Consider the following 24853-nt stretch of genomic DNA (forward strand, 5'->3'; position numbering starts at 1 on the left):
CTCCGCCGCGGGGCGCGACCAGCCACAACGGGCCCGCAGCTCCCCACGGCCTCCCCGACGGAACAGTCAGCGCTTGCCGCCCTTGGGATCCGCCAGCCCCGCGCGGCGCAGCGCGTCGGCCATCGCGCTGTTGGCGGGCGGCGGCGCCTGACGCGAACCGCCACCACCGCCACGGCCACCACCACGCCCACCCTGCCGCTGCTGCGGCGGACGCCCACCCCGCTGCCGGCGCTCACCGGAGCCCCCGCCCTGGCCCTGCGAGGCAGCCGCCTCGTCCTCCAGCCGCAGCGTCAGCGAGATCCGCTTGCGCGGAATGTCGACGTCGAGCACCTTCACCTTGACGATGTCCCCGGGCTTCACGACGTCCCGTGGGTCCTTCACGAACGTCTTCGACATCGCGGAGACGTGCACCAGGCCGTCCTGGTGCACACCGATGTCCACGAACGCCCCGAACGCGGCGACGTTCGTCACGACGCCCTCCAGGATCATCCCGGACGACAGGTCGGAGATCTTCTCCACGCCCTCCTTGAAGGCGGCCGTCTTGAAGGCCGGGCGCGGGTCGCGGCCGGGCTTCTCCAGCTCCTTCAGGATGTCGGTGACCGTCGGCAGACCGAACGTCTCGTCCACGAAGTCATGCGGCTTCAGCGAGCGCAGCACCCCGGTGTTGCCCACGAGCGAGGCGACCTCCTGCCCGGTGGTCTTCACCATGCGCCTCACCACCGGGTACGCCTCGGGGTGCACGCTCGACGCGTCCAGCGGGTCGTCACCGCCGCGGATCCGCAGGAAGCCCGCGCACTGCTCGTACGCCTTCGGGCCGAGCCGCGCCACCTTCTTCAGCTCACCGCGGGCCTTGAACGGCCCGTTCTGGTCGCGGTGCGCCACGATGTTCTCGGCGAGGCCGGAGGTGATGCCGGAGACCCGGGCGAGCAGCGGGGCCGACGCCGTGTTGACGTCCACGCCCACGCCGTTCACACAGTCCTCGACCACCGCGTCCAGCGAACGCGACAGCTTCACCTCGGACAGGTCGTGCTGGTACTGGCCGACGCCGATGGACTTCGGGTCGATCTTCACCAGCTCGGCCAGCGGGTCCTGGAGCCGGCGGGCGATCGACACGGCGCCGCGCAGCGACACGTCCATGTCGGGCAGCTCCTGCGAGGCGAAGGCGGACGCCGAATACACGGACGCGCCGGCCTCGGACACCATCACCTTGGTCAGCTTCAGTTCCGGGTGCTTGGCGATCAGTTCCCCGGCGAGCTTGTCGGTCTCACGGGACGCCGTGCCGTTGCCGATGGCGACCAGCTCGACCGCGTGCTCCTTCGCGAGCCGGGCCAGCTTGGCGATGGCCTCGTCCCAGCGGTTGGCCGGGACGTGCGGGTGGATGACGTCCGTGGCGACGACCTTGCCGGTCGCGTCGACGACGGCGACCTTCACACCCGTACGGAAGCCGGGGTCCAGGCCCAGCGTCGCGCGCGTGCCCGCCGGGGCGGCGAGCAGCAGGTCGCGCAGGTTCGCCGCGAAGACCCGCACCGCCTCGTCCTCGGCGGCCGTGCGCAGCCGCAGCCTCATGTCGATGCCGAGGTGGACGAGGATGCGGGTGCGCCACGCCCAGCGGACCGTGTCCTTCAGCCACTTGTCGCCGGGGCGGCCCCGGTCGGCGATGTCGAACTTGTGGGCGACGATCCCCTCGTACGAGGAGGGCCCGTCCGTCTGCTCCTCGGGTTCCAGGACGAGGTCGAGGACCTCCTCCTTCTCCCCGCGCAGCATCGCGAGGACGCGGTGCGAGGGGAGCTCGGTGAAGGGCTCGGCGAAGTCGAAGTAGTCGGCGAACTTCGCGCCCGCCTCTTCCTTGCCCTCCCGCACCTTGGCGGCCAGCCGCCCGCGCACCCACATGCGCTCGCGCAGCTCACCGATCAGGTCGGCGTCCTCCGAGAACCGCTCGGTGAGGATCGCCCGGGCGCCGTCGAGGGCGGCCTGCGGATCGGCCACGCCCTTGTCGGCGTCGACGAACGCGGCGGCCGCGGCGAGGGGCTCGACACCCGGGTCGCCCAGCAGGCCGTCCGCCAGCGGTTCGAGACCGGCCTCGCGGGCGATCTGCGCCTTGGTGCGCCGCTTGGGCTTGTACGGCAGATAGATGTCCTCCAGGCGCGCCTTCGTCTCGGCGCCCCGGATGCTCGCCTGAAGCTCCTCGGTGAGCTTGCCCTGCTCGCGCACCGACTCCAGGATGGCCGTCCGCCGCTCCTCCAGCTCCCGCAGATAGCGCAGCCGCTCCTCGACGGTGCGCAGCTGCGCGTCGTCGAGCAGCTCGGTCGCTTCCTTGCGGTAGCGGGCGATGAAGGGCACCGTAGAACCGCCGTCGAGCAGTTCCACGGCGGCCCTGACCTGCCGCTCCCGTACGCCGAGCTCCTCGGCGATCCTGCCTTCGATGGTCACTGCGTTGATGGACCCGATGGACCCGGGTGTCGTCACGATCCCGTACCGCCTTCTCCGCTGAGGTTGCGCGGCAATTGTGGCAGGTGACACGGACACTCGGGGATCAGGGCGGCACCCGGCAGGTCGGGATCCCGGTCAGGCCCTGCGGCTGCGGGTGGACGACGAGGCCCCACCGAAGAGCCGGGCGAGTGCCCGGAAGGGCAGCGTCACGACGGTGGCGATGGCCCCGCCGATCTGGCGCAGCACGTCTGCGATAGCACGGAACACGGAAATCCCCTTTCTCACTCCCGGCCGCGCCGGCCGGTGGAGAGCGGGTACCTCATCGACGCGTCACTATGCGTCACCCTTTCCGATCAGGTCTGCGGGGAACGCCCCGGCCATCAGCGCAGCCTGCGCGAACACCCCGCCCAGCTCGGTCAGCCGTGCCACCCCATCGGGGCCCAGATGCTCGTACGGGGCACGGTCCAGACGGTCCGTCTCCTCCTCGATCTCCCGGCGCAGGGCGACACCCCGCCCGGTGAGGTCGCCGGACGCCTCCAGCAGCCCACGCCCGCGCAGCCGTTCCGCCGCCGCGTCCCACTCCTCCCGGCTCCAGCCCCGGGTGGCGCACACCCACTTCGGTTTCATGCCCTTGCCTGTCGCCGTGTGGGTGACCAGCGCCTCCAGCCCGTCCAGACCCGCGGACATCAGGGCGGCCAGGTGCCCGTCGCCCCGGTGCTCGCGCAGCAGGGTCGCCGCGTGCCAGTAGGCGAGGTGCGGCTCCTCGGGGACGGGCAGATCGGCGTGCGCGGCGTACAGCGGGCGCGCCGCGCGCGAGCAGGCCTCGGCGGCGCGCAGCGCGAGCCGCGCGGCCTCGGCCATCTCCGCCGATGCCAGGGCCTCCTCGCCGAGCAGGCGGCGCAGCGTCGCGTCGACCGCACGCGCGCGTGCCGCCAGGACCTGCGCGGGTGCGGCCGTCTCCCACACCGCCGGCACGTGCCGGGCCACGAGCTCGTACTTGTAGTTGTAGAAGGCCGCCGTGACGGCCCCGGCCCCGACCGGTCCGAGGGCGGCGGACCGCACGGCGAGGTTCACGGCACGCGGGTCGGTGACCCCGACGGCGCCCAGCTCCCGCCCGAGGTCGGGCGAGAAGTAGTGGGTCGCGTGCAGGGAGTTGAGCACGTTGTGGCAGCGTCGGCCGGCGCGCGGCTCCAGGGCGGCAGTCGTCATGCCCGGCAGGTTACCAACCGCTTGGTATGTCCTCTACGGCCCGTCGCCTCCTGGCAGGAAAGGTGGGGTACTCGTCCTTGCCGCCATACTCCGCACCCGCGAAGAATCGACGGCATGGTCCAGCGCACGGTTCTCGCCGTCCTCTTCGACGGCCTGCAGAGTCTCGACGTCACCGGGCCCGTGGAGGTGTTCGCGGGCGCGGAGCTGCTCTCCCCGGGCGCGTACCGGATCCGCACGGCGTCCCTGGACGGCGCGCCCGTGCGGACCACCAGCGGCCTGACCCTCGTCCCCGACGAGTCCCTGGCCACCGCACCGGACCCGGACATCCTCCTCGTCCCCGGCGGAACGGGCAGCCTGCGGCCCGACCCGCGTCTGGTGACCTGGGTGCGCGAGCGGGGACCGCGCGCCGGGCGCCTGGTCTCCGTGTGCACCGGCGCGGCCGTGCTGGCCGCGGCGGGCCTGCTGGACGGCCGCCGCGCCACGACCCACTGGGCGTACTGCGACCGGCTGGCCCGCGAGCACCCGGCCGTCGAGATCGACCCCGACCCGGTCTTCGTGCGCGACGGGCACATCGCCACCTCGGCCGGTGTCACCGCCGGCATCGACCTCGCGCTCGCCCTGGTCGAGGAGGACCTGGGCCGGGACGCCGCCCTCACCATCGCCCGCCACCTGGTGGTGTTCCTGCGCAGGCCCGGCAACCAAGCCCAGTTCAGCGCCCAGCTCGCGGCCCAGACCGCACAGCGCGAGCCCCTGCGGGACGTCCAGCGGTGGATCACCGACCACCCGGACGCGGACCTCTGCGTCGACACCCTCGCCGCCCGCGCCCGCCTCTCGCCCCGCCACTTCGCCCGCGCCTTCCGCGCCGAGACCGGCATGACACCGGGCCGCTACGTGGACCGTGTCCGCCTCGAACACGCCAGGCGCCTCCTGGAGGACACCGCCCGCGGCGTCGAGGAGATCGCCCGCACCAGCGGCTACGGCACGCCCGAGGCCATGCGGCGGGCCTTCGTCAGGACCCTGGGAACGCCCCCGGCCGAGTACCGCCGCCGCTTCCGCCCCGCCACCACAGCCTGAACCCATCGACATCAGCCGACCGAAGGGACCCCATGCAGATCGCCATCGTCCTCTACGACCGCTTCACCGCCCTCGACGCCGTCGGACCCTACGAGACCCTCGGCCGGGTGCCCGGCGCGGAGACCGTCTTCGTCGCCGAGCAGGCCGGCCCCGTGCGCAACGACTCGGGGAACCTCGCGCTCACCGCCGACCGGTCCCTGGCCGACGTACCCCACCCCGACATCATCGTGGTCCCCGGCGGCCCGGGCCCCCTCCCGCTGGCGGCCGACGGGCCCCTGCTCACCTGGCTGCGCACGGCCGACGCGACCAGCACCTGGACGACGTCCGTGTGCACCGGCTCCCTGCTGCTCGCCGCCGCCGGACTCCTCAAGGGCCGCCGGGCGACGTCCCACTGGCTGGCCCTGGAGGAACTGGAGCGCCACGGCGTCGAGCCGACGGGCGAGCGGGTGGTCACCGACGGCAAGTACGTCACCGCCGCCGGCGTCTCCTCCGGCATCGACATGGGACTGATGCTCCTCGGCCGGATCGCGGGCGACGACCACGCGCAGATCGTCCAGCTCGCCACCGAGTACGACCCGCAGCCGCCCTACGACGCCGGATCGCCCGAGAAGGCCCCCGCCCACCTCGTCGAACTGGTCCGCACGCACTCCGGCGTCATCCTGACGTAGGCACGCTCCAGTCGAACCGCGGCTGCCTGCGCTCCAGGAACGCGGCGACACCCTCGGCGGTGTCGCCGCTCGCGTGCGCCTGTCCGGCCCAGTGCGCGTCCCGGTCGGTACGCCCGTCCGCGAACTCCTTGGCCGCCGCCTGGGTCAGCTGTGAACGCGACACCAGGATCCGGGTGAACTCGGCGACCCGCTTGCCGAGTTCACCCTCGGGCAGGACCTCGTCGACGAGTCCGGTGCGCAGCGCACGTTCCGCCGCGATCAGCTCACCGGAGAACAGCAGGTACTTGGCGGTGGCCGGCCCCACCAGGGACACCAGCCGCCGGGTCGAGGACGCCGGGTACACGATGCCGAGTTTCGCCGGCGTCACCCCGAACAGCGACCCCTCCTCGGCGAACCGCAGATCGCAGGCCGCCGCCAGCTGTGACCCGCCGCCCACGCAGTGTCCCCGGATCGCCGCCAGTGTCGGCTTCGGGAACGCGGCCAGTGCCTCCTCGGCGCGCACGGCCAGCCCCTGCGCCTCCTCGGGCGAGCCCCGCAGTGTCGAGATGTCGGCCCCGGCGCAGAACGTGCCGCCCTCACCGGTCAGCACCAGCGCCCGTACGGCCGGATCCCCCGCGATCTCCTCCAGCAGGACGGGAAGGGAGCGCCACATCGAGGCCGTCATGGCGTTGCGCTTCTCGGGATGGCGTATGACGACCGTCGCGACCGAGTCGGTCACGCGGTGCTCCAGCTGCGGCTCCATGCGCCGGATGCTATCCGGATGCCAAACCCGTACAACCCGAATAGTTCGCCGAGACGGCACAACAGGGACAGGACCAGTCCCACAACTGACCGTGTCATACGCCAACGGTCAGAAGCGCTCGATAGTTGCTGACTTCTGTTCAGTCCCGGGGTATGAGGCGCATCGTTACCAACACTCGGGGTGTGGCGACAATCGAGCGCGAGGGTGGCGACCGGACGATGGACGACGACGGGCGTGGGTTCGGTCCGCGCCCAGCGGGCGGCGCGGCGCCCCTCGGTCCCGGGCCCGCGGATCCGCTGCCGTACGAAGGGGTCTGGCGGTTCACCGCACCGGCGGTCGACGCCTCGGTCCCCCAGGCGAGGCACGCCGTACGGGACCTGCTGCTGCGTCAGGGCGTACCGGTCTCGGACGACCTGGCCCAGGGGCTGCTGCTGATCGTCTCGGAGCTGGTGACCAACGCCGTGAAGCACGCGGCGGTGCTGTCACCGACGATCGCCGTCGAGCTGGCCGTCGGCGCCGAGTGGCTCCGGGTGTCCGTGGAGGACAACCACCCGTACCGGCCCACCGCCCTGGAGACCGACCACGGCCGGACCGGCGGGCGCGGACTGCTCCTGGTGCGCGAGATCACCCGGGAGGCGGGCGGCGTGTGCGAGGTGGAGTACACCGCGAGCGGCGGCAAGGTGATCTGGGCCGCCCTGCCGCTCAAACCCGCGCGCTTCGCCTGAGCCCCGCCCCGCCGGGGCCGGGGGTCACCAGCCGGCCGACGGGCCCGTCAGCTCCCTGATCGCCGGCCGGGCGGCGTCCAGGACGGTCATGAACCAGGACGAGAAGGTGTCCTTGGCGTGCCGCTCCGCTAGCTCCGGCGGCGTCACGAACACCGTCGACGCCACCTCCTCGGCGTCCGGCCGCACCACGGCCTGCACCATGCCGACGAAGAGGTGGTTGTACTCCTGCTCCACCAGACCGGACTCCGGGTCCGGGTGGTTGTAGCGGACCGTGCCCGCCTCGGCCAGCAGGGACGGGGAGGCGCCGAGCTCCTCGAACGTGCGCCGCGCAGCCGCCGCGAAGGGCGCCTCGCCGGGGTAGGGGTGGCCGCAGCAGCTGTTGGACCACACACCGGGGGAGTGGTACTTGCCCAGCGCGCGCTGCTGGAGCAGCAGCCGGCCGTACTCGTCGAAGAGGAACACCGAGAACGCGCGGTGCAGCTGTCCGGGCGGCTGGTGGGCGGCGAGCTTCTCCGCGGTGCCGATCGTCACGCCGTCCTCGTCGACCAGTTCCAGCAAAATCGCGTCTGCGGTGCCGTTCGACGGGCTGTGCGTCGCGGTGGCAGGTGTGATCGGCATACCCATCCTTCACATCGGTCTTCGCGCCCCAAGTCTGCCGTACGAATCCGGCACTCCCGGCACTTCGCGGCACGCCCGCATGTCCCGCGCTGCGGCGCGGACCGCGGCCGGCACCGGTCCGACGCCGGGAAAGGGACCCGGTAGATGATCGTGCCCGGCCAGGCAGGCGGAAAATCGTCCATGCCGGAGCTGCGGGGCGCAGGACGCGGGCGCACGGCGGAGGGTTGCGTTCCCCGGCGCACTCACAGTGAAGTGCGCCCCACCTGCCCCACCTGCCTCGCGCGCCACGGCGTCAGTGGCAGAGCCGTGCCTCGTGCTCGGCGTGCCCGCTCGGTTCCAACTGGAAGGTGCAGTGCTCCACGTCGAAGTGGTCACCGAGGCACCCCTGGAGCTCGTGCAGCATCTTCTCGTGGCCTATCGCGTTCAGGGCCTCCGGGCTGACGACCACGTGCGCCGACAGCACCGGCATGCCCGAGGTGATCGTCCAGGCGTGCAGGTCGTGGACGTCCTCCACACCGTCCGTGGCGAGTATGTGCGAGCGCACCTCCGCCATGTCGACGCCCTTGGGAGCGGTCTCCAGCAGCACGGAGAGCGTCTCGCGCAGCAGCTTCCACGTCCGGGGCGCGATCATCAGCGCGATGACGAGCGAGGCGATCGGATCGGCCGCCTGCCAGCCCGTGAGCATGATCACCAGGGACGAGACGATCACCGTCACCGAGCCGAGGGCGTCGGCCGCGACCTCCAGGAACGCGCCGCGCACGTTCAGGCTCTCCTTCTGGCCGCGCATCAGCAGCGCCAGCGACACCAGGTTCGCGACCAGGCCGATCGCACCGAACAGCAGGGCCAGCCGGCCCTCGGTCCCCGCGGGGGTGATGAAGCGCTGGACCGACTCGTACACGACGTACCCGCCGGCCCCGAGCAGCAGCAGGCAGTTGGCCAGGGCGGCGAGGATCTCGGCGCGGGCGTAGCCGAAGGTGGCCTGCTCGCTGGGCGGGCGGTTCGCGAAATGGATCGCGATCAGCGCCATGCCGAGGCCCAGGGCGTCCGTCGCCATGTGCGCGGAGTCCGCGACGAGCGCGAGCGAGTCGGCGAGGGCGCCGCCGACGATCTGCACCACCACGATGCCGAGCGTGATCGCCAGCGCGATGCGCAGCCTGCCGCGGTACGCCGAGGTCGCCGTACCGCCGGCCGCCGCGCCGTGCGCGTGCCCGTGATCGTGCCCAGCCCCCATGAGAAGTCAGCCTCCCTGTGTCCGCCTGATCGTGCTCGGGGGGCCCAGTGAACTACGGGGAGGGGGTATGCGCAACGCGGCACTGAACACCGTTGTCATGTGCCCTGACCTGCGGAAACGATATGCAGGTCAGGGCATCCCCAGCGGGTCAGGAGCCGTGGTGCAGCAGCCAGCCCCGCCAGGCCGACTCGGTCATCTCGCGCACCCCGCGCCGGGCCGTCCAGCCGAGTTCCCCGGCCGCCCGGGCGGCCGAGGCCACCGCCCGCGGGGCGTCGCCGGGGCGGCGGCCCTCGACGAGCGGCGCACGCCCCTCGCCGGTGACCTCGCCGATGACCGTGACGAGTTCGCGGACCGAGACGCCCTCGCCGCGGCCGATGTTGACCGTCAGGTCACCCGTGCCGCCGCCGGCGGCCAGGCGCCGCGCCGCCGCCAGGTGGGCATCGGCCAGGTCGGCGACGTGGATGTAGTCACGGATGCACGTGCCGTCCGGGGTCGGATAGTCGTCGCCGAAGATCCTGGGCGCCTCGTCCCGGGTCAGCCGGTCGAAGACCATCGGGACGATGTTGAAGACGCCCGTGTCCGCGAGTTCGGGCGCGGCGGCGCCCGCCACGTTGAAATAGCGCAGACATACGGTGGAGATCCCGTGCGCCCGCCCCGCCGCCCGCACCAGCCACTCCCCGGCGAGCTTGGTCTCGCCGTACGGGTTCACCGGCGCGCAGGGCGTGTCCTCCGTGATGAGGTCCACACCCGGGTCGCCGTACACCGCCGCCGACGACGAGAACACGAACCGCTCGATCCCCGCCCCGGCCACCGCGTCCAGCAGGGTCACCAGGCCGCCGACGTTCTCCCGGTAGTACCGCGTCGGCTGCGCGACGGACTCGGCGACCTGCTTGCGCGCCGCGAGATGCACCACACCCGTCACAGCGTGCTCGGCGAAGACCCGCTTCAGCAGCTCCCCGTCCAGCGAGGAGCCCCGCACGAGCGGGACCTCGGCAGGGAGCCGTGCGGGCACCCCGGCCGAGAGGTCGTCCAGCGCGAGGACGCGCTCCCCGGCCTCGGCCATGGCCCTGGCCACATGTGCTCCGATATAGCCGGCACCGCCGGTGATCAGCCACGTCATGGTCGCCCACCCTATGCGGCCGCGGCAGCCGCCCCCGCAATGTCCCCGATGTCCGCTTGGGGTGCGCGGTTTGTGGGGCGGGCCCCGGATCCACGATGATGATCGCGGCAACGGCTTGTGCGAACCACGTCGATCCATCCGCCGAACGGGCGGTGAACGCGGCCGTCCCGGCATCCGATAGCCTCTGCCGACATGCCGCCCGGGAGCCACCGGAGAGGGCGCCCCCACCATGTACATCACTGGCGCGGACGCGTCGGTACCCAGGGAGTGAATTCGGTTGTCGACCGCCATCCTCACCGGCCAGCCGGTCCCCGGATCGTCGATCGAGGCCGACCTGCGCTCCCTCGGGTTCGACCTCCGGATCGCGACCGACGCCGCCGAGGCCGAGACCCTCCTCGCCGAGGTGCCGGGCGACGAGCGGGTCGCCCTGGTCGACGCCCGTTTCGTGGGGCACGTGCACGCACTGCGCCTCGGCCTCACCGACCCCCGCTTCCCGCTCGCCGCGATCCCCGGCGCCGTCACGGCCCAGCCCGCCGGCCGCCAGGCCCTGACCCGGGCCATGGCCCGCGAGAACTCCGCAGGCGGCGGCACCACGCTGGTCGGCAGCAGCCTCGCGGACCGCATCCTCACCGCCCTGGACGCCGACGGCACCGCCGTGCACCGCCCCGAGCTGGGCAGTCTCGTCGCCGCCGTCCCCGCCGGCCCGCAGGCCCGCAACGAGGCCCGGCAGGCGGTGACGGACGTCGACGACGAGGCCGTACGCCTGAGGTCGGCGGTGAAGTCGCGCGACGGCTTCTTCACCACCTACTGCATCAGCCCGTACTCCCGGTACATCGCCCGCTGGTGCGCCCGCCGCGGCCTGACCCCGAACCAGGTCACGACCGCCTCCCTGCTCACCGCCCTCATAGCGGCGGCCTGCGCGGCCACCGGCACCCGCGGCGGCTTCGTCGCGGCCGGCGTCCTGCTGATCGCGTCGTTCGTGCTGGACTGCACCGACGGCCAGCTCGCCCGCTACTCCCTGCAGTACTCCACCCTCGGGGCCTGGCTGGACGCCACCTTCGACCGGGCCAAGGAGTACGCCTACTACGCGGGCCTCGCACTGGGAGCCGCCCGCGGCGGCGACGACGTCTGGGCGCTGGCCCTCGGCGCCATGGTCCTGCAGACCTGCCGGCATGTCGTGGACTTCTCCTTCAACGAGGCCAACCACGACGCCACCGCCAACACCAGCCCCACCGCGGCCCTCTCCGACAAGCTCGACAGCGTCGGCTGGACGGTCTGGGTCCGGCGGATGATCGTCCTGCCCATCGGCGAGCGCTGGGCCATGATCGCGGTGCTGACGGCGGTCACGACGCCCCGCATCACCTTCTACGCGCTGCTCCTCGGCTGCGCCTTCGCGGCCACCTACACCACGGCCGGCCGGGTGCTGCGCTCCCTGACCCGCAGGGCCAGGCGGACCGACCGGGCGGCCGCGGCCCTGGCCGACCTCGCGGACAGCGGCCCGCTCGCGCAGGGCTTCGCGCAGGCGCTCAAGAAGCCCGCCCGCAGTCTGCCGGGCTTCACCGCCCCCACCGTCGCCCTCCTGGGCGGCCTCGCCGTCGTCCTCACGGCCGCCCTCACCGGCTTCGGCGGCCCCTGGCCGATCGTCGCCGCCGTCGCCTACGTCCTCACCTCCGGCCTCGCCGTCGCCCGCCCCCTCAAGGGCGCCCTCGACTGGCTGGTCCCCCCGTTCCTGCGCGCCGCCGAGTACGGGACGGTCCTGGTCCTGGCGGCCGGGGCGGACGTGAACGGAGCCCTTCCCGCGGCCTTCGGGCTGGTCGCCGCGGTCGCCTACCATCACTACGACACGGTCTACCGCATCCGCGGCGACGCCGGAGCGCCTCCCGCCTGGCTGGTGCGCTCCATCGGGGGGCACGAAGGGCGGACGCTGCTCGTCACCGTCCTCGCCGCGCTGCTCACCGCCTCGCAGTTCACGGTCGCGCTCACGGCACTGGCCGTGGCCGTGGCCCTGGTGGTGCTCGTCGAGAGCATCCGCTTCTGGGTCGCCGCCCACAAGGGCGGCGCACCCGCCGTACACGATGAAGGAGAAACCGCATGATCGGCCTCGTGCTCGCGGCCGGCGCCGGACGGCGTCTGCGCCCCTACACCGACAGCCTCCCCAAGGCGCTGGTGCCGGTGGGCCCCGCGGGCATAGAAGGCGAACCCACGGTGCTCGACCTGACCCTCGGCAACTTCGCCGAGATCGGTCTCACCGAGGTCGCGGTCATCGTCGGCTACCGCAAGGAAGCCGTGTACGCGCGCAAGGAGGCGCTGGAGGCCAAGTACGGCCTCAAGCTCACCCTCATCGACAACGACAAGGCCGAGGAGTGGAACAACGCCTACTCCCTGTGGTGCGGGCGTGACGCCCTCAAGGACGGGGTGATCCTCGCCAACGGCGACACCGTCCACCCGGTCTCCGTCGAGAAGACGCTGCTCGCCGCCCGCGGCGACGGCAAGAAGATCATCCTCGCCCTGGACACGGTCAAGGACCTGGCCGACGAGGAGATGAAGGTCGTCGTCGACCCCGAGAAGGGCATGACGAAGATCACCAAGCTGATGGACCCCGCCGAGGCCACCGGCGAGTACATCGGCGTGACGCTGATCGAGGGCGACGCCGCCCCCGAGCTGGCCGACGCGCTCAAGGCCGTGTGGGAGACCGACCCGCAGCAGTTCTACGAGCACGGCTACCAGGAGCTGGTCAACCGCGGCTTCCGTATCGACGTGGCGCCGATCGGCGACGTCAAGTGGGTGGAGATCGACAACCACGACGATCTCGCCCGCGGACGGGAGATCGCGTGCCAGTACTGACCCGGCTGATCCCCTCCCCGCTCGTCGTCGACATCCGCCCGGGTGCCCTCGACGACCTGGCGTGCGTCCTCGCCGACGAGCGCATCTCGCACTCCGGCCGCCTCGCCGTCGCCGTCAGCGGCGGTTCCGGCGCCCGCTTGCGCGAGCGCATCTCGCCGAGCATGCCCGGCGCCACCTGGTACGAGGTCGGCGGCGGCACCCTCGACGACGCGGTCCGGCTGGCGAGCGACATAAAGGCCGGCCACTTCGACGCGGTCGTCGGCCTCGGCGGCGGCAAGATCATCGACTGCGCCAAGTTCGCCGCGGCACGCGTCGGCCTGCCCCTGGTCGCCGTGCCCACGAACCTCGCGCACGACGGCCTGTGCTCGCCGGTCGCCACCCTCGACAACGACGCGGGCCGCGGCTCCTACGGTGTGCCGAACCCCATCGCGGTCGTCATCGACCTGGACGTCATCCGTGAGGCCCCCGTGCGCTACGTGCGCGCGGGCATCGGTGACGCGATCTCCAACATCAACGCGATCGCCGACTGGGAACTGGCGGGCCGCGTCAAGGGCGAGAAGATCGACGGACTCGCCGCCGCCATGGCCCGCCAGGCGGGCGAGGCGGTGCTCCGGCACCCGGGCGGGGTCGGCGACAACGACTTCCTCCAGGTCCTCGCCGAAGCGCTCGTCCTCACCGGCATCGCGATGTCGATCTCGGGCGACTCGCGGCCGGCCTCGGGGTCGTGCCACGAGATCAACCACGCCTTCGACCTGCTGTTCCCCAAACGCGCCGCTTCCCACGGCGAGCAGTGCGGTCTCGGCGCGGCCTTCGCGATGTGGCTGCGCGGCGCGCACGACGAGTCGGCGTACATGGCCGAGGTGCTGCGCCGGCACGGCCTGCCCGTGCTGCCCGACGAGATCGGCTTCACGACGGACGAGTTCGTCAAGGCCGTCGAGTTCGCCCCGGAGACCCGCCCCGGCCGCTACACCATCCTCGAACACCTCGACCTGAACACCGAACAGATCAAGGACACATACGCCGACTATGTCAAGGCCATCGGTAGCTGAACTCCGCCCCGTCGTTCACCCCGCGGGGGTGAAGGACCGGCGCAGCGGTGAGCACTGGATGGGACGCCTCTACATGCGTGAGGTGTCCCTGCGGGTCGACCGTTACCTGGTCAACACCAGGGTCACGCCCAACCAGCTCACCTACCTGATGACCGTCTTCGGTGTACTCGCGGCCCCGGCACTGCTCGTGCCGGGGATCGCGGGCGCCGTCCTCGGCGTGGTGTGTGTCCAGATGTACCTGCTGCTGGACTGCGTCGACGGCGAGATCGCGCGCTGGAAGAAGCAGTACTCCCTCAACGGCGTCTACCTGGACCGGGTCGGTGCCTACCTCACCGACGCCGCGGTGCTCACCGGCTTCGGCCTGCGCGCCGCCGACCTGTGGGGCAGCGGCCGCATCGACTGGCTGTGGGCCTTCCTCGGCACCCTGGCCGCCCTCGGCGCCATCCTGATCAAGGCGGAGACCGACCTCGTCGGCGTCGCACGGCACCAGGCCGGCAAGCCTCCCGTCCAGGAGGCCGCCGCCGAGATGCGCTCCTCCGGCATGGCGCTGGCCCGCAAGGCCGCCGGCGCCCTGAAGTTCCACCGCCTCATCCTCGGCATCGAGGCGTCCCTGCTGATCCTCGGGCTGGCGATCGTCGACCAGGCCCGCGGCGACCTGTTCTTCACCCGGCTCGGCGTCGCGGTGCTGGCCGGCATCGCGCTGGTGCAGACCCTGCTGCACCTGGTGTCCATCCTCGCCTCCAGCAGGCTGAAGTGAGCGGCATGAAGGTCGGCGCCGTCATCATCACCATGGGCAACCGGCCCGAGGAGCTGCGCGCCCTGCTCGATTCCGTCGCCAAGCAGGACGGCGACCGGGTCGAGGTGGTCGTCGTCGGCAACGGCTCGCCCGTCCCGGACGTCCCCGAGGGCGTCCGCACCATCGAACTGCCCGAGAACCTCGGCATCCCCGGCGGCCGCAACGTCGGCATCGAGGCCTTCGGCCCGGCCGGCCGGGACGTCGACATCCTGCTCTTCCTGGACGACGACGGACTGCTCGCGAGCCACGACACCGCCGAGCTGTGCCGCAAGGCGTTCGAGGCCGACCCGAAGCTCGGCATCGTGAGTTTTCGCATAGCCGACCCCGAGACCGGCATCACCCAGCGCCGCCACGTCCCCCGGCTGCGCGCCTCCGACCCGATGCGCTCCTCGCGCGTGACCACGTTCCTCGGCGGCGCCAACGCCGTCCGCACCCGGGTCTTCGCCGACGTCGGCGGCCTCCCGGACGCGTTCTTCTACGCCCACGAGGAGACCGACCTGGCCTGGCGGGCCCTCGACGCGGGCTGGATGATCGACTACCGGTCCGACATGGTGCTGTACCACCCGACGACCGCTCCCTCACGGCACGCGGTCTACCACCGCATGGTCGCCCGCAACCGCGTCTGGCTGGCCCGCCGCAACCTCCCCGCGCCGCTCGTCCCGGTCTACCTCGGCGTGTGGCTGCTGCTCACCCTGCTGCGCCGTCCCTCCCGCAGCGCGCTGCGGGCCTGGTTCGGCGGATTCCGCGAAGGCTGGACCACCTCGTGCGGGCCCCGCCGGCCCATGAAGTGGCGTACGGTGTGGCGGCTGACCCGGCTGGGCCGGCCCCCCGTCATCTGACAAGCTCGTATCCGGCGATACCCGGGAGCCCCCGGGCCGTACCCTGGCCCCGGCTCATGCCGGAACCCCGGCACAGGCCGAGCATCTCGAAGACGAAAGTTTCCACTAGTGAGTGAGACAACGCACGACGCCACGGTCGCGGTGAGCGCGCCCGCGGCGCCCGACGAGGGCCTCACGGCGAAAGAACTCGCCGCCAGGCACGGGCTGACCGTGAGCGGCGCCCGGCCGTCCCTCATCGAGTACGTCCGTCAGCTGTGGGACCGGCGGCACTTCATCCTCGCCTTCTCCCGCGCGAAGCTGACCGCCCAGTACAGCCAGGCCAAGCTCGGCCAGCTGTGGCAGGTGGCCACGCCGCTGCTGAACGCGGCCGTGTACTTCTTCATCTTCGGCCTGCTGCTGGAGGCCGACCGGGGCATGTCCCGGGAGGTGTACATCCCGTTCCTGGTCACGGGTGTGTTCGTGTTCACCTTCACGCAGAGCTCCGTCATGGCGGGCGTGCGCGCGATCTCCGGCAACCTCGGCCTGGTCCGGGCCCTGCACTTCCCGCGGGCCTCGCTGCCGGTCTCCTTCGCGCTCCAGCAGCTCCAGCAGCTGCTGTTCTCGATGATCGTGCTGTTCGCCGTCACGATCGGCTTCGGCCACTACCCGGACCTGTCCTGGCTGCTGATCGTGCCGGTGCTGGTCCTGCAGTTCTGCTTCAACACGGGCCTCGCGCTGATCATGGCCCGGGCGGGCGCCAAGACCCCGGACCTCGCGCAGCTGATGCCGTTCGTGATGCGGACGTGGATGTACGCCTCCGGCGTGATGTTCTCCATCCCGATCTTCCTGGCGGACAAGCCGGCCTGGATCGCGAACGTCCTGCAGTGGAACCCGGCCGCGATCTACATGGACCTGATGCGCTTCGCCCTCATCGACGACTACGACCAGAAGTTCCTGCCCGACCACGTCTGGGCGGCCGCCGGCGCCTGGGCCGTGCTCTTCGCCCTGGGCGGCTTCGTGTACTTCTGGAAGGCGGAGGAGAGGTACGGCCGTGGCTGAGCAGCAGCAGGACGCGCGCATCCCCACCGTCGTGGCGGACGACCTGCACATCGTCTACCGCGTCAACGGAGCCAAGACCGGCAAGGGCAGTGCCACCGCCGCCCTCAGCCGCATCATCAAGCGGGGCGAGGAGCGGGGCGTGCGCAAGGTGCACGCCGTGCGCGGCGTCTCCTTCGTGGCGTACCGCGGCGAGGCCATCGGCCTGATCGGCTCCAACGGCTCCGGCAAGTCGACCCTGTTGCGGGCCATCGCCGGACTGCTGCCCGCCGAGCAGGGCAAGGTCTACACCGACGGCCAGCCCTCGCTGCTCGGCGTCAACGCGGCCCTGATGAACGACCTCACCGGCGAGCGGAACGTCATATTGGGCGGGCTGGCCATGGGCATGTCCCGCGAGGAGATCAAGGAGCGCTACCAGGACATCGTCGACTTCTCCGGCATCAACGAGAAGGGCGACTTCATCACTCTGCCCATGCGCACCTACTCCTCGGGCATGGCGGCCCGGCTCCGCTTCTCCATCGCCGCGGCCAAGGACCACGACGTCCTGATGATCGACGAGGCCCTGGCGACCGGCGACCGCAAGTTCCAGAAGCGCTCCGAGGACCGCATCCGGGAGCTGCGCAAGGAAGCGGGCACGGTGTTTCTGGTCAGCCACAACAACAAGTCCATCCGCGACACCTGCAACCGCGTCCTGTGGCTGGAGCGCGGCGAGCTGCGCATGGACGGCCCCACCGACGAGGTGCTCAAGGAGTACGAGAAGTTCACGGGCAAGTAGCCCGATTCGGCCAGGGCCCCGACGGAACTGCTCCGGCGGGGCCCCGCGTCTGCAAAGGAAACGTCAACTCCGGCCCATCTCAGGAATCTTGGGGTCAATCGGTGTGTTCTCGTGATGTGCGGTACACCCTGACGATCCGTGGCGCGTTGTACAACGTAAGCTGTACCGGTCCCGAAACACGGCAATCAGGGTAATAATGCGCGACACCGCCCGTCGGGCCACCGTGCGGACGGCTGGGCGGCGTGTCCGAAATAGTGCGTATTGGGTCGGCAGTGTAGAACGGGAGATGTGACGGCGATGGCTTCGGAAACTCCCCAGCTCCACGCAGCACGTGCCGTCCCCGCGCCGGGCAGCCGGCGGTGACGGGATCCGGCACGGCGCGCCCCCTCGATCCGGAGCGCGGCACGCTCGACAAGGCCGCCGGCGAGAACTTCCCGGTGGCCCCCTTCTTCCTGCCCCGGGCCTGGCGCACCGACCTCATGGCCGTCTACGGCTTCGCCCGCCTGGTCGACGACATCGGCGACGGCGACCTGGCCCCCGGCGGCGCCGACGCCCGGCTGCTCGGTGTGTCCCCGCGGGAGGCCGAGGACCGGCTGGTCCTGCTGGACGCCTTCGAGGCCGACCTGCGCCGGGTCTTCGACGCGACCCCGCGCCATCCTTTGTTGCGCCGCCTCCAGCCGACCGTGCGCCGCTGCTCGCTGACCCCCGAGCCCTTCCTCGGCCTGATCGCCGCCAACCGCCAGGATCAGCTGGTCGGCCGCTACGAGACCTACGACGATCTGCTCGCCTACTGCGAGCTCTCCGCCAACCCCGTCGGCCGTCTCGTCCTCGCCGTCACCGGCACCTCGACACCCGAGCGGATCCGCCGCTCCGACATGATCTGCACGGCCCTCCAGATCGTCGAGCACCTCCAGGACGTCGCCGAGGACCTCGCCCGCGACCGCGTCTACCTGCCCGCGGCCGACATGAAACGCTTCCACGTCCAGGAAGCGGATCTCGCCACCACATCCGCCGGAGCGTCGGTCCGTGCGCTGATTGCGTACGAAGCGCAAAGGGCCCGGGATCTGCTGAATGAAGGCGCCCCTCTGGTGGGTAGCGTCCACGGCAGGCTGAAACTGCTGCTCGCGGGGTTCGTGGCGGGGGGAAGGGCGGCCGTCGACGCGATCGCCGCCGCCGAATACGACGTACTTCCCGGCCCGCCCAAGCCCGGCAAGGTCCGGTTGCTGCGTGAGGTGGGCGTGACTCTGCGAGGAGAGGGGTGATCCGGACAGTGGAGTCGGAACCACACGCGTCCCCACCGGTACTCGCCGCCTACAGCTACTGCGAGGCCGTCACCGGGCGCCAGGCCCGTAACTTCGCCTACGGCATCCGGCTGCTGCCGACGCCCCAGCGCCGGGCGATGTCGGCGCTGTACGCGTTCTCGCGGCGGGTCGACGACATCGGCGACGGTGCGCTCGACGACGACGTCAAGGTGGCCAGGCTGGAGGAGACCCGGGCGCTGCTCACCCGGATCCGCGAGGACGAGGTCGCCGACGACGACACCGACCCGGTCGCCGTCGCCCTCTCGCACGCCGCCGGGGCCTTCCCGATCCCGCTCGGCGGCCTGGACGAGCTCATCGACGGCGTCCTGATGGACGTCCGCGGCGAGACGTACGAGACCTGGGACGACCTGAAGGTCTACTGCCGTTGCGTGGCGGGCGCGATCGGGCGTCTCTCCCTCGGAGTCTTCGGCACGGAACCGGGGGCGCGCGGCGCGGACCGCGCGCCGGAGTATGCCGACACGCTCGGGCTCGCGCTCCAGCTCACCAACATCCTCAGAGACGTCCGCGAGGACGCCGAGGGCGGGCGCACGTATCTGCCCGCCGACGACCTCGCCAAGTTCGGCTGCTCGGCCGGCTTCAGCGGGCGGCGGCCACCGGAGGGCTCCGACTTCGCGGGCCTCGTGCACTTCGAAGTGCGACGGGCCCGCGCTCTGTTCGCCGAGGGCTACCGGCTGCTGCCCATGCTCGACCGGCGCAGCGGCGCCTGTGTCGCCGCCATGGCCGGCATCTACCGCCGTCTCCTCGACCGCATCGAACGCGACCCGGAGGCCGTGCTGCGCGGCCGGGTCTCCCTGCCGGGCCGGGAGAAGGCGTACGTCGCCGTGCGCGGCCTGTCCGGCCTGGACGCCCGGCATGCGACCCGGCGGACCGTCAGGAGGCGTGTGTGAACGGCACAGAGGCCGCCGCCGGCGGTGCGGCGCGGGTGGCCGGGCGCGGGTGCGAGGCGCCTCTCGGCCGAGCCGTCGGAGACAACCGGCGGGCAACCCTGAGGTGCGGGGCCGCGTCCCTGACGGAGACGGCCGGTCGTGCACCGTTCGAGCAGCACGCTCCGGCGATGGGAGAGGGTGCGCGATGACCCACGGCACACGGTCCGGGGGACCGGCGGCACAGGCGCGGCACGCCGTCGTGGTGGGCGGCGGGCTGGCCGGTGTCACCACCGCGCTCGCGCTCGCCGACGCCGGGGTGCGCGTCACCCTGCTGGAGGGCAGGCCGAGACTGGGCGGCCTGGCCTTCTCGTTCCGGCGCGGCGCTCTCACCGTCGACAACGGCCAGCACGTGTACCTGCGCTGCTGCACCGCCTACCGCTGGTTCCTCGACCGCGTCGAGGGCGCGGCACTCGCCCCGCTCCAGGAGCGGCTCGACGTACCCGTCCTGGACCTCGCCCGGCCCGAGGGACGCCGCCTGGGAAGGCTGCGCCGCGACGCCCTCCCCGTGCCGCTGCACCTGGGGCGCAGCCTCGCCACCTATCCGCACCTGTCGCTCGCCGACCGGGCCAGGGTGGGCCGGGCCGCGCTCGCGCTCAGGGGACTCGACCTCGCCGACCCGGCGCTGGACACACAGGACTTCGGCAGCTGGCTGGCCGCGCACGGCCAGTCGGCGCGCGCCGTCGAGGCCCTGTGGGACCTGGTCGGGGTCGCCACCCTCAACGCGGTCGCGGGCGACGCCTCCCTGGCGCTCGCCGCGATGGTGTTCAAGACCGGTCTGCTGTCCGACCCCGGCGCGGCCGACATCGGCTGGGCGCGTGTCCCGCTCGGTGAGCTGCACGACCGGCTGGCCCGCAAGGCGCTCGACTCCGCGGGCGTGCGCACCGAGCTCCGTACCCGCGTCACCTCCGTCTCCCCGGACGAAGACGGGCAGTGGACCGTCGAGGTTCCCGGCGAGACGCTCCGGGCCGACGCCGTGGTCCTCGCCGTACCGCAGCGCGAGGCGCACGATCTGCTGCCCGCGGGCGCCCTCGACGCGCCCGAACGGCTCCTGGAGATCGGTACCGCGCCCATCCTCAACATCCATGTGGTGTACGACCGGAAGGTCCTCGGCCGGCCGTTCTTCACCGCCCTCGGCAGCCCCGTGCAGTGGGTCTTCGACCGGACCGAGGCGTCCGGGCTGCGCGAGGGGCAGTACCTCGCGGTGTCGCAGTCGGCGGCGCAGGAGGAGATCGACGCGCCCGTCGCGGTGCTGCGCGAGCGGTACCTGCCCGAGCTGGAGCGGCTGTTGCCGCCGGCCCGCGGCGCCGAAGTGAGGGACTTCTTCGTCACCCGGGAGCGCACCGCGACGTTCGCTCCCAGCCCGGGCGTCGGGCGGCTCAGGCCCGGCGCCCGCACCAAGGCATCCGGCCTCTACCTGGCCGGAGCGTGGACCGCCACCGGGTGGCCCGCGACCATGGAGAGTGCGGTCCGCAGTGGTGTGAGCGCGGCGGACGCCGTGCTGGGCGCCCTGGGCCGGCCCCGTCCGCATGCCCTCTTCGAGTTCGAGGAGGCGGCATGATGCCGGCTCAGACCGGCGCGGCAGGCGGCCCCCGCACCCCCGGTACCGCAACAAGAGGAGAGACTGTGCCCACTGTGCCCCCGGCCTCGAAGACTGCCGAGGCGGTGGACGTGACCGCGCTGCTGGAGCGCGGCCGGACCCTGGCCACTCCGGTACTGCGGGCGGCCGTCGACCGCCTGGCACCTCCCATGGACACTGTTGCCGCCTACCACTTCGGCTGGATCGACGCCCAGGGCAGGCCCGCCGAGGGGGACGGCGGCAAGGCCGTGCGTCCCGCCCTCGCGGTGTTGTCCGCGGAGGTCATGTCCGCCGCCCCCGAGACCGGCATCCCCGGCGCCGTCGCCGTGGAGCTCGTCCACAACTTCTCCCTCCTCCACGACGACCTCATGGACGGCGACGAGCAGCGCCGTCACCGCGACACGGTCTGGAAGGTGCACGGCCCCGCCCAGGCCATCCTGGTCGGCGACGCCCTGTTCGCCCTCGCCAACGAGGTCCTCCTCGAACTCGGCACCGTCGAGGCCGGCCGCGCCACCCGCCGCCTGACCACCGCCACCCGGGCCCTGATCGACGGCCAGGCCCAGGACATCTCCTACGAGCACCGCGACCGCGTCAGCGTCGAGGAGTGCCTGGAGATGGAGGGCAACAAGACCGGCGCCCTGCTCGCCTGCGCCAGTTCCATCGGCGCGGTGCTCGGCGGCGCCGACGACCACACCGCCGACACCCTGGAGAAGTACGGCTACCACCTGGGACTGGCCTTCCAGGCCGTCGACGACCTGCTCGGCATCTGGGGCGACCCGGTCTCCACCGGCAAGCAGACCTGGAGCGACCTGCGCCAGCGCAAGAAGTCCCTGCCCGTCGTGGCCGCCCTCGCGGCTGGCGGCCCGGCCTCCGAGCGGCTCGGCGAGATCCTCGCCGCCGACGCCAAGAGCAGCGACGTCGAGACCTTCTCCGAGGAGGAGTTCGCGGCCCGCGCCGCCCTCATCGAGGAGGCCGGCGGCCGCGAGTGGACCGCCGACGAGGCACGCCGTCAGCACACCATCGCCATCGAAGCCCTCGACGCCGTCGACATGCCCGACCGGGTGCGGGCACAGTTCACGGCCCTCGCGGACTTCGTCGTCGTACGAAAGAGATGATCACTATCGGCCGAATAGCCCTCGCGTAGTCGCCGGCCGGTGCCGTGAGTTCATCACGGAGCACCGGCCGACGGCGGACCCACAGCAGATGCACGCCATGCAGGACTGCAAGAAGGGGAAGCCATGACAGCGACGACCGACGGAAGCACCGGGGCCCTGCCACCCCGCGCCGCCGCGGCCAGCGACACCGACACGCACGCCCCCGGGGCGGCCGGGGTACCGGAAGCCGCCGCACGCGCCGCCCGGCGCGCCACCGACTTCCTGCTCTCCCTCCAGGACGCCCAGGGCTGGTGGAAGGGCGACCTCGAGACCAACGTCACGATGGACGCCGAGGACCTGCTGCTCCGTCAGTTCCTCGGCATCCGCGACGAGAAGACGACACAGGCCGCCGCCCTCTTCATCCGTGGCGAGCAGGGCGAGAACGGCACCTGGGCCACCTTCTACGGCGGACCGGGCGACCTGTCCGCCACCATCGAGGCGTACGTCGCCCTCCGCCTCGCCGGTGACGCGCCCGACGCCCCGCACATGGCGAAGGCCTCCGCCTGGATCCGCGCGCAGGGCGGCATCGCCGCCGCCCGGGTCTTCACCCGGATCTGGCTGGCCCTGTTCGGCTGGTGGAAGTGGCAGGACCTGCCCGAACTCCCGCCGGAGCTCGTCTTCTTCCCGAAGTGGGTGCCGCTCAACATCTACGACTTCGGCTGCTGGGCGCGGCAGACGATCGTCCCGCTGACGATCGTCTCCGCGAAGCGGCCGGTACGCCCCGCGCCCTTCGCGCTCGACGAGCTGCACACCGACCCCGACCGGCCCAATCCGCCCAAGCCGCCGTCCTCACCCTTCAGTTGGGACGGGGCGTTCCAGCGGATGGACAAAGGTCTGCACGCCCTGCGGAAGGTCACCCCGCGCAGGCTGCGCAGAGCCGCCATGAACAGCGCCGCCCGCTGGATCATCGAGCGGCAGGAGAACGACGGCTGCTGGGGCGGCATCCAGCCCCCGGCCGTGTACTCGATCATCGCCCTGCACCTGCTCGGCTACGACCTCGGACACCCCGTGATGCGCGAGGGGCTGGCCTCCCTGGACCGGTTCGCCGTATGGCGCGAGGACGGGGCCCGGATGATCGAGGCCTGCCAGTCGCCGGTGTGGGACACATGTCTGGCCGCGATCGCCCTCGTCGACGCCGGACTGCCTCCCGATCATCCGCAGTTGGTGAAGGCGGCCGACTGGATGCTGGGCGAGGAGATCGTCCGGCCCGGCGACTGGTCCGTGAAGCGGCCCGGACTGCCGCCCGGGGGCTGGGCGTTCGAGTTCCACAACGACAACTACCCCGACATCGACGACACCGCGGAGGTGATCCTCGCGCTGCGCCGGATCGCCCACCACGACCCGGAGCGGCTCGACAGGGCCATCGTCCGCGGCATGCGCTGGACGCTCGGCATGCAGTCGAAGAACGGCGCGTGGGCGGCGTTCGACGTCGACAACACCAGCCCCTTCCCCAACCGGCTGCCGTTCTGCGACTTCGGCGAGGTCATCGACCCGCCCTCCGCGGACGTCACCGCGCACGTCGTGGAGATGCTCGCCGTCGAGGGCCTCGCCCACGACCCGCGCACCCGGCGCGGCATCGAGTGGCTGCTGGCCGAGCAGGAGCCGGACGGCTCGTGGTTCGGGCGCTGGGGCGTCAACTACGTCTACGGCACCGGCTCCGTCGTCCCCGCCCTGACCGCGGCCGGCCTTCCCGCCGCGCACCCGGCGATCCGGCGGGCCGTCGCCTGGCTGGAGTCGGTCCAGAACGACGACGGCGGCTGGGGCGAGGACCTGCGCTCCTACCAGCACGCCCGGCAGTGGAGCGGCCGGGGCGCCTCGACCGCCTCGCAGACGGCATGGGCACTGATGGCCCTGCTCGCGGCGGGGGAGCGCGACTCCAAGGCCGTCGAACGCGGTGTCGAGTGGCTCGCCGCCACCCAGCGCGAGGACGGCTCCTGGGACGAGCCGTACTTCACGGGGACGGGCTTCCCGTGGGACTTCTCGATCAACTACCACCTCTACCGGCAGGTGTTCCCGCTCACGGCGCTCGGCCGGTACGTCCACGGGGAGCCCTTCGCCGACCGGCTCAAGGGGAGCTGATGAGCGCGCAGCCCTCCCCGGCCCCGCTGCTGATCGCCTGCGCGCTCGGCATCGAGCAGTTCGCCCTGCGCGCGGGTGGCCGGGGCGGGGCCGGCGGGCCGGTCACGGTACTGCGGACGGGCATGGGGCCTGCGGCCGCCGAGCGGGCCGTCACCCGCGTGCTGGCCGACCCGGCCCTGCGCGACGCCGCCGTCCTGGCCACCGGCTTCTGCGCGGGGCTCGCGCCGGGCATGCACCCCGGTGATCTGGTCGTCGCCGAGGAGACCCGCGACGCGCGCGGCACGACGCCCTGCGTCGGGACCGAGCTGCTGGTGAAGGAGCTGGCCCGCGCGCTGCCCGGGCGGACCGTGCACACCGGGCCGCTCACCGGCTCCGGCCACGTCGTGCGCGGCCCGGAACGGTCCGCTCTGCGCGCGACCGGCGCGATCGCGGTCGACATGGAGTCCGCCGTCACGCTTCTGAGCGCCGTGCGTGCGGGCGAGCGCCCGGTTGCGGCCGTCCGGGTGGTCGTGGACGCTCCTGAACATGAACTCGTCCGGATCGGCACGGTGCGCGGTGGAATATCAGCTTTCCGTGTCCTTCGTTCCGTCCTTCCCGCTTTCTTCGAATGGCACCGTTCCTTGCTGCTCCCCAGGAGGTGA

General features: G+C 72.1%; 24 protein-coding genes. 17 read left to right on the forward strand and 7 right to left on the reverse strand.

Translation table 11 applies throughout. The annotated features are described in order from the left end of the window. Positions 1–66 precede the first annotated feature (66 nt). The 3 genes from A4E84_RS34670 to A4E84_RS34675 form a co-directional block, all read right to left on the reverse strand. The gene (locus tag A4E84_RS34670) at positions 67–2466 is read right to left on the reverse strand and encodes a Tex family protein (RefSeq protein WP_062930333.1); all 2400 of its coding nucleotides are present in this window, start codon (positions 2464–2466) and stop codon (positions 67–69) included. A 99-nt stretch (positions 2467–2565) separates the two neighbouring features. Continuing rightward, positions 2566–2697, reverse strand: a complete 132-nt coding sequence (locus A4E84_RS45150) for an LPFR motif small protein (protein WP_252100478.1) — start codon at positions 2695–2697, stop codon at positions 2566–2568. 66 nt (positions 2698–2763) lie between these two features. Then, the gene (locus tag A4E84_RS34675; RefSeq protein WP_062930334.1) at positions 2764–3639 is read right to left on the reverse strand and encodes an SCO6745 family protein; all 876 of its coding nucleotides are present in this window, start codon (positions 3637–3639) and stop codon (positions 2764–2766) included. A gap of 114 nt (positions 3640–3753) precedes the next feature. On the opposite strand from A4E84_RS34675, the gene A4E84_RS34680 reads away from it, so the two are divergent. Next, complete coding sequence (locus A4E84_RS34680; protein ID WP_062930335.1) at positions 3754–4713, forward strand: GlxA family transcriptional regulator; 960 nt, start codon at positions 3754–3756, stop codon at positions 4711–4713. Positions 4714–4745: 32 nt separating this feature from the next. Continuing rightward, a complete protein-coding gene (locus tag A4E84_RS34685; RefSeq protein ID WP_062930336.1) occupies positions 4746–5381 on the forward strand; it encodes a DJ-1/PfpI family protein in 636 nt (211 codons plus the stop codon). On the opposite strand, the gene A4E84_RS34690 is transcribed toward A4E84_RS34685, so the two are convergent. After that, positions 5368–6123, reverse strand: coding sequence for an enoyl-CoA hydratase/isomerase family protein (locus A4E84_RS34690; RefSeq protein WP_062930337.1), 756 nt, complete (start codon positions 6121–6123; stop codon positions 5368–5370). The two genes, A4E84_RS34685 and A4E84_RS34690, sit on opposite strands and share 14 nt — an antisense overlap. Before the next feature lie 218 nt (positions 6124–6341). On the opposite strand from A4E84_RS34690, the gene A4E84_RS34695 reads away from it, so the two are divergent. Continuing rightward, a complete protein-coding gene (locus A4E84_RS34695; protein ID WP_062931730.1) occupies positions 6342–6848 on the forward strand; it encodes an ATP-binding protein in 507 nt (168 codons plus the stop codon). Positions 6849–6872: 24 nt separating this feature from the next. Here A4E84_RS34695 and idi read toward each other — a convergent pair whose 3' ends face one another. The 3 genes from idi to galE form a co-directional block, all read right to left on the reverse strand. Next, complete coding sequence (gene idi, locus A4E84_RS34700; RefSeq protein ID WP_062930338.1) at positions 6873–7466, reverse strand: isopentenyl-diphosphate Delta-isomerase; 594 nt, start codon at positions 7464–7466, stop codon at positions 6873–6875. Between the two features lie 292 nt (positions 7467–7758). Beyond that, positions 7759–8697: a cation diffusion facilitator family transporter gene (locus A4E84_RS34705; protein WP_062930339.1), complete on the reverse strand. Its 939-nt coding sequence runs from the start codon at positions 8695–8697 to the stop codon at positions 7759–7761. Between the two features lie 148 nt (positions 8698–8845). After that, a complete protein-coding gene (gene galE / locus A4E84_RS34710; RefSeq protein WP_062930340.1) occupies positions 8846–9817 on the reverse strand; it encodes a UDP-glucose 4-epimerase GalE in 972 nt (323 codons plus the stop codon). A gap of 277 nt (positions 9818–10094) precedes the next feature. Between galE and A4E84_RS34715 the strand changes: the two genes are divergently transcribed. From A4E84_RS34715 to A4E84_RS34775, 14 genes are all read left to right on the forward strand, one after another. Beyond that, positions 10095–11912 (forward strand): DUF5941 domain-containing protein, encoded by a 1818-nt coding sequence (locus tag A4E84_RS34715; protein WP_062930341.1) that lies wholly within the window; start codon positions 10095–10097, stop codon positions 11910–11912. After that, positions 11909–12661 carry a phosphocholine cytidylyltransferase family protein gene (locus A4E84_RS34720; RefSeq protein ID WP_062930342.1) on the forward strand — a complete coding sequence of 251 codons (753 nt, stop codon included), beginning with the start codon at positions 11909–11911 and terminating at the stop codon, positions 12659–12661. Before A4E84_RS34715 ends, A4E84_RS34720 begins: the two co-directional genes overlap by 4 nt. Next, positions 12649–13710: an iron-containing alcohol dehydrogenase family protein gene (locus A4E84_RS34725; RefSeq protein WP_062930343.1), complete on the forward strand. Its 1062-nt coding sequence runs from the start codon at positions 12649–12651 to the stop codon at positions 13708–13710. The genes A4E84_RS34720 and A4E84_RS34725 overlap by 13 nt, the downstream gene beginning before the upstream one ends. Further along, positions 13688–14467: a CDP-alcohol phosphatidyltransferase family protein gene (locus A4E84_RS34730; protein ID WP_079129424.1), complete on the forward strand. Its 780-nt coding sequence runs from the start codon at positions 13688–13690 to the stop codon at positions 14465–14467. The genes A4E84_RS34725 and A4E84_RS34730 overlap by 23 nt, the downstream gene beginning before the upstream one ends. 5 nt (positions 14468–14472) lie before the next feature. Beyond that, positions 14473–15345: a glycosyltransferase family 2 protein gene (locus A4E84_RS34735; RefSeq protein ID WP_062930345.1), complete on the forward strand. Its 873-nt coding sequence runs from the start codon at positions 14473–14475 to the stop codon at positions 15343–15345. Positions 15346–15453: 108 nt separating this feature from the next. Beyond that, complete coding sequence (locus A4E84_RS34740) at positions 15454–16383, forward strand: ABC transporter permease (protein ID WP_062930346.1); 930 nt, start codon at positions 15454–15456, stop codon at positions 16381–16383. After that, positions 16376–17155, forward strand: coding sequence for an ABC transporter ATP-binding protein (locus tag A4E84_RS34745; protein WP_062930347.1), 780 nt, complete (start codon positions 16376–16378; stop codon positions 17153–17155). The genes A4E84_RS34740 and A4E84_RS34745 overlap by 8 nt, the downstream gene beginning before the upstream one ends. A gap of 359 nt (positions 17156–17514) precedes the next feature. Next, positions 17515–18417, forward strand: coding sequence for a squalene synthase HpnC (gene hpnC / locus A4E84_RS34750; RefSeq protein WP_062930348.1), 903 nt, complete (start codon positions 17515–17517; stop codon positions 18415–18417). Beyond that, complete coding sequence (gene hpnD, locus A4E84_RS34755; protein WP_062930349.1) at positions 18414–19364, forward strand: presqualene diphosphate synthase HpnD; 951 nt, start codon at positions 18414–18416, stop codon at positions 19362–19364. Before hpnC ends, hpnD begins: the two co-directional genes overlap by 4 nt. A gap of 35 nt (positions 19365–19399) precedes the next feature. Next, positions 19400–19552 carry a DUF6380 family protein gene (locus A4E84_RS45900; protein ID WP_418082276.1) on the forward strand — a complete coding sequence of 51 codons (153 nt, stop codon included), beginning with the start codon at positions 19400–19402 and terminating at the stop codon, positions 19550–19552. Then, complete coding sequence (gene hpnE / locus A4E84_RS34760; protein ID WP_062930350.1) at positions 19549–20961, forward strand: hydroxysqualene dehydroxylase HpnE; 1413 nt, start codon at positions 19549–19551, stop codon at positions 20959–20961. The genes A4E84_RS45900 and hpnE overlap by 4 nt, the downstream gene beginning before the upstream one ends. Then, a complete protein-coding gene (locus tag A4E84_RS34765; RefSeq protein WP_107308540.1) occupies positions 20961–22094 on the forward strand; it encodes a polyprenyl synthetase family protein in 1134 nt (377 codons plus the stop codon). The genes hpnE and A4E84_RS34765 overlap by 1 nt, the downstream gene beginning before the upstream one ends. 123 nt (positions 22095–22217) lie before the next feature. Next, complete coding sequence (shc, locus tag A4E84_RS34770) at positions 22218–24212, forward strand: squalene--hopene cyclase (protein ID WP_062930352.1); 1995 nt, start codon at positions 22218–22220, stop codon at positions 24210–24212. Then, positions 24212–24853 (forward strand): phosphorylase family protein, encoded by a 642-nt coding sequence (locus A4E84_RS34775; protein ID WP_062930353.1) that lies wholly within the window; start codon positions 24212–24214, stop codon positions 24851–24853. Before shc ends, A4E84_RS34775 begins: the two co-directional genes overlap by 1 nt.

It is taken from the genome of Streptomyces qaidamensis, assembly GCF_001611795.1.
GTDB lineage: Bacteria > Actinomycetota > Actinomycetes > Streptomycetales > Streptomycetaceae > Streptomyces > Streptomyces qaidamensis.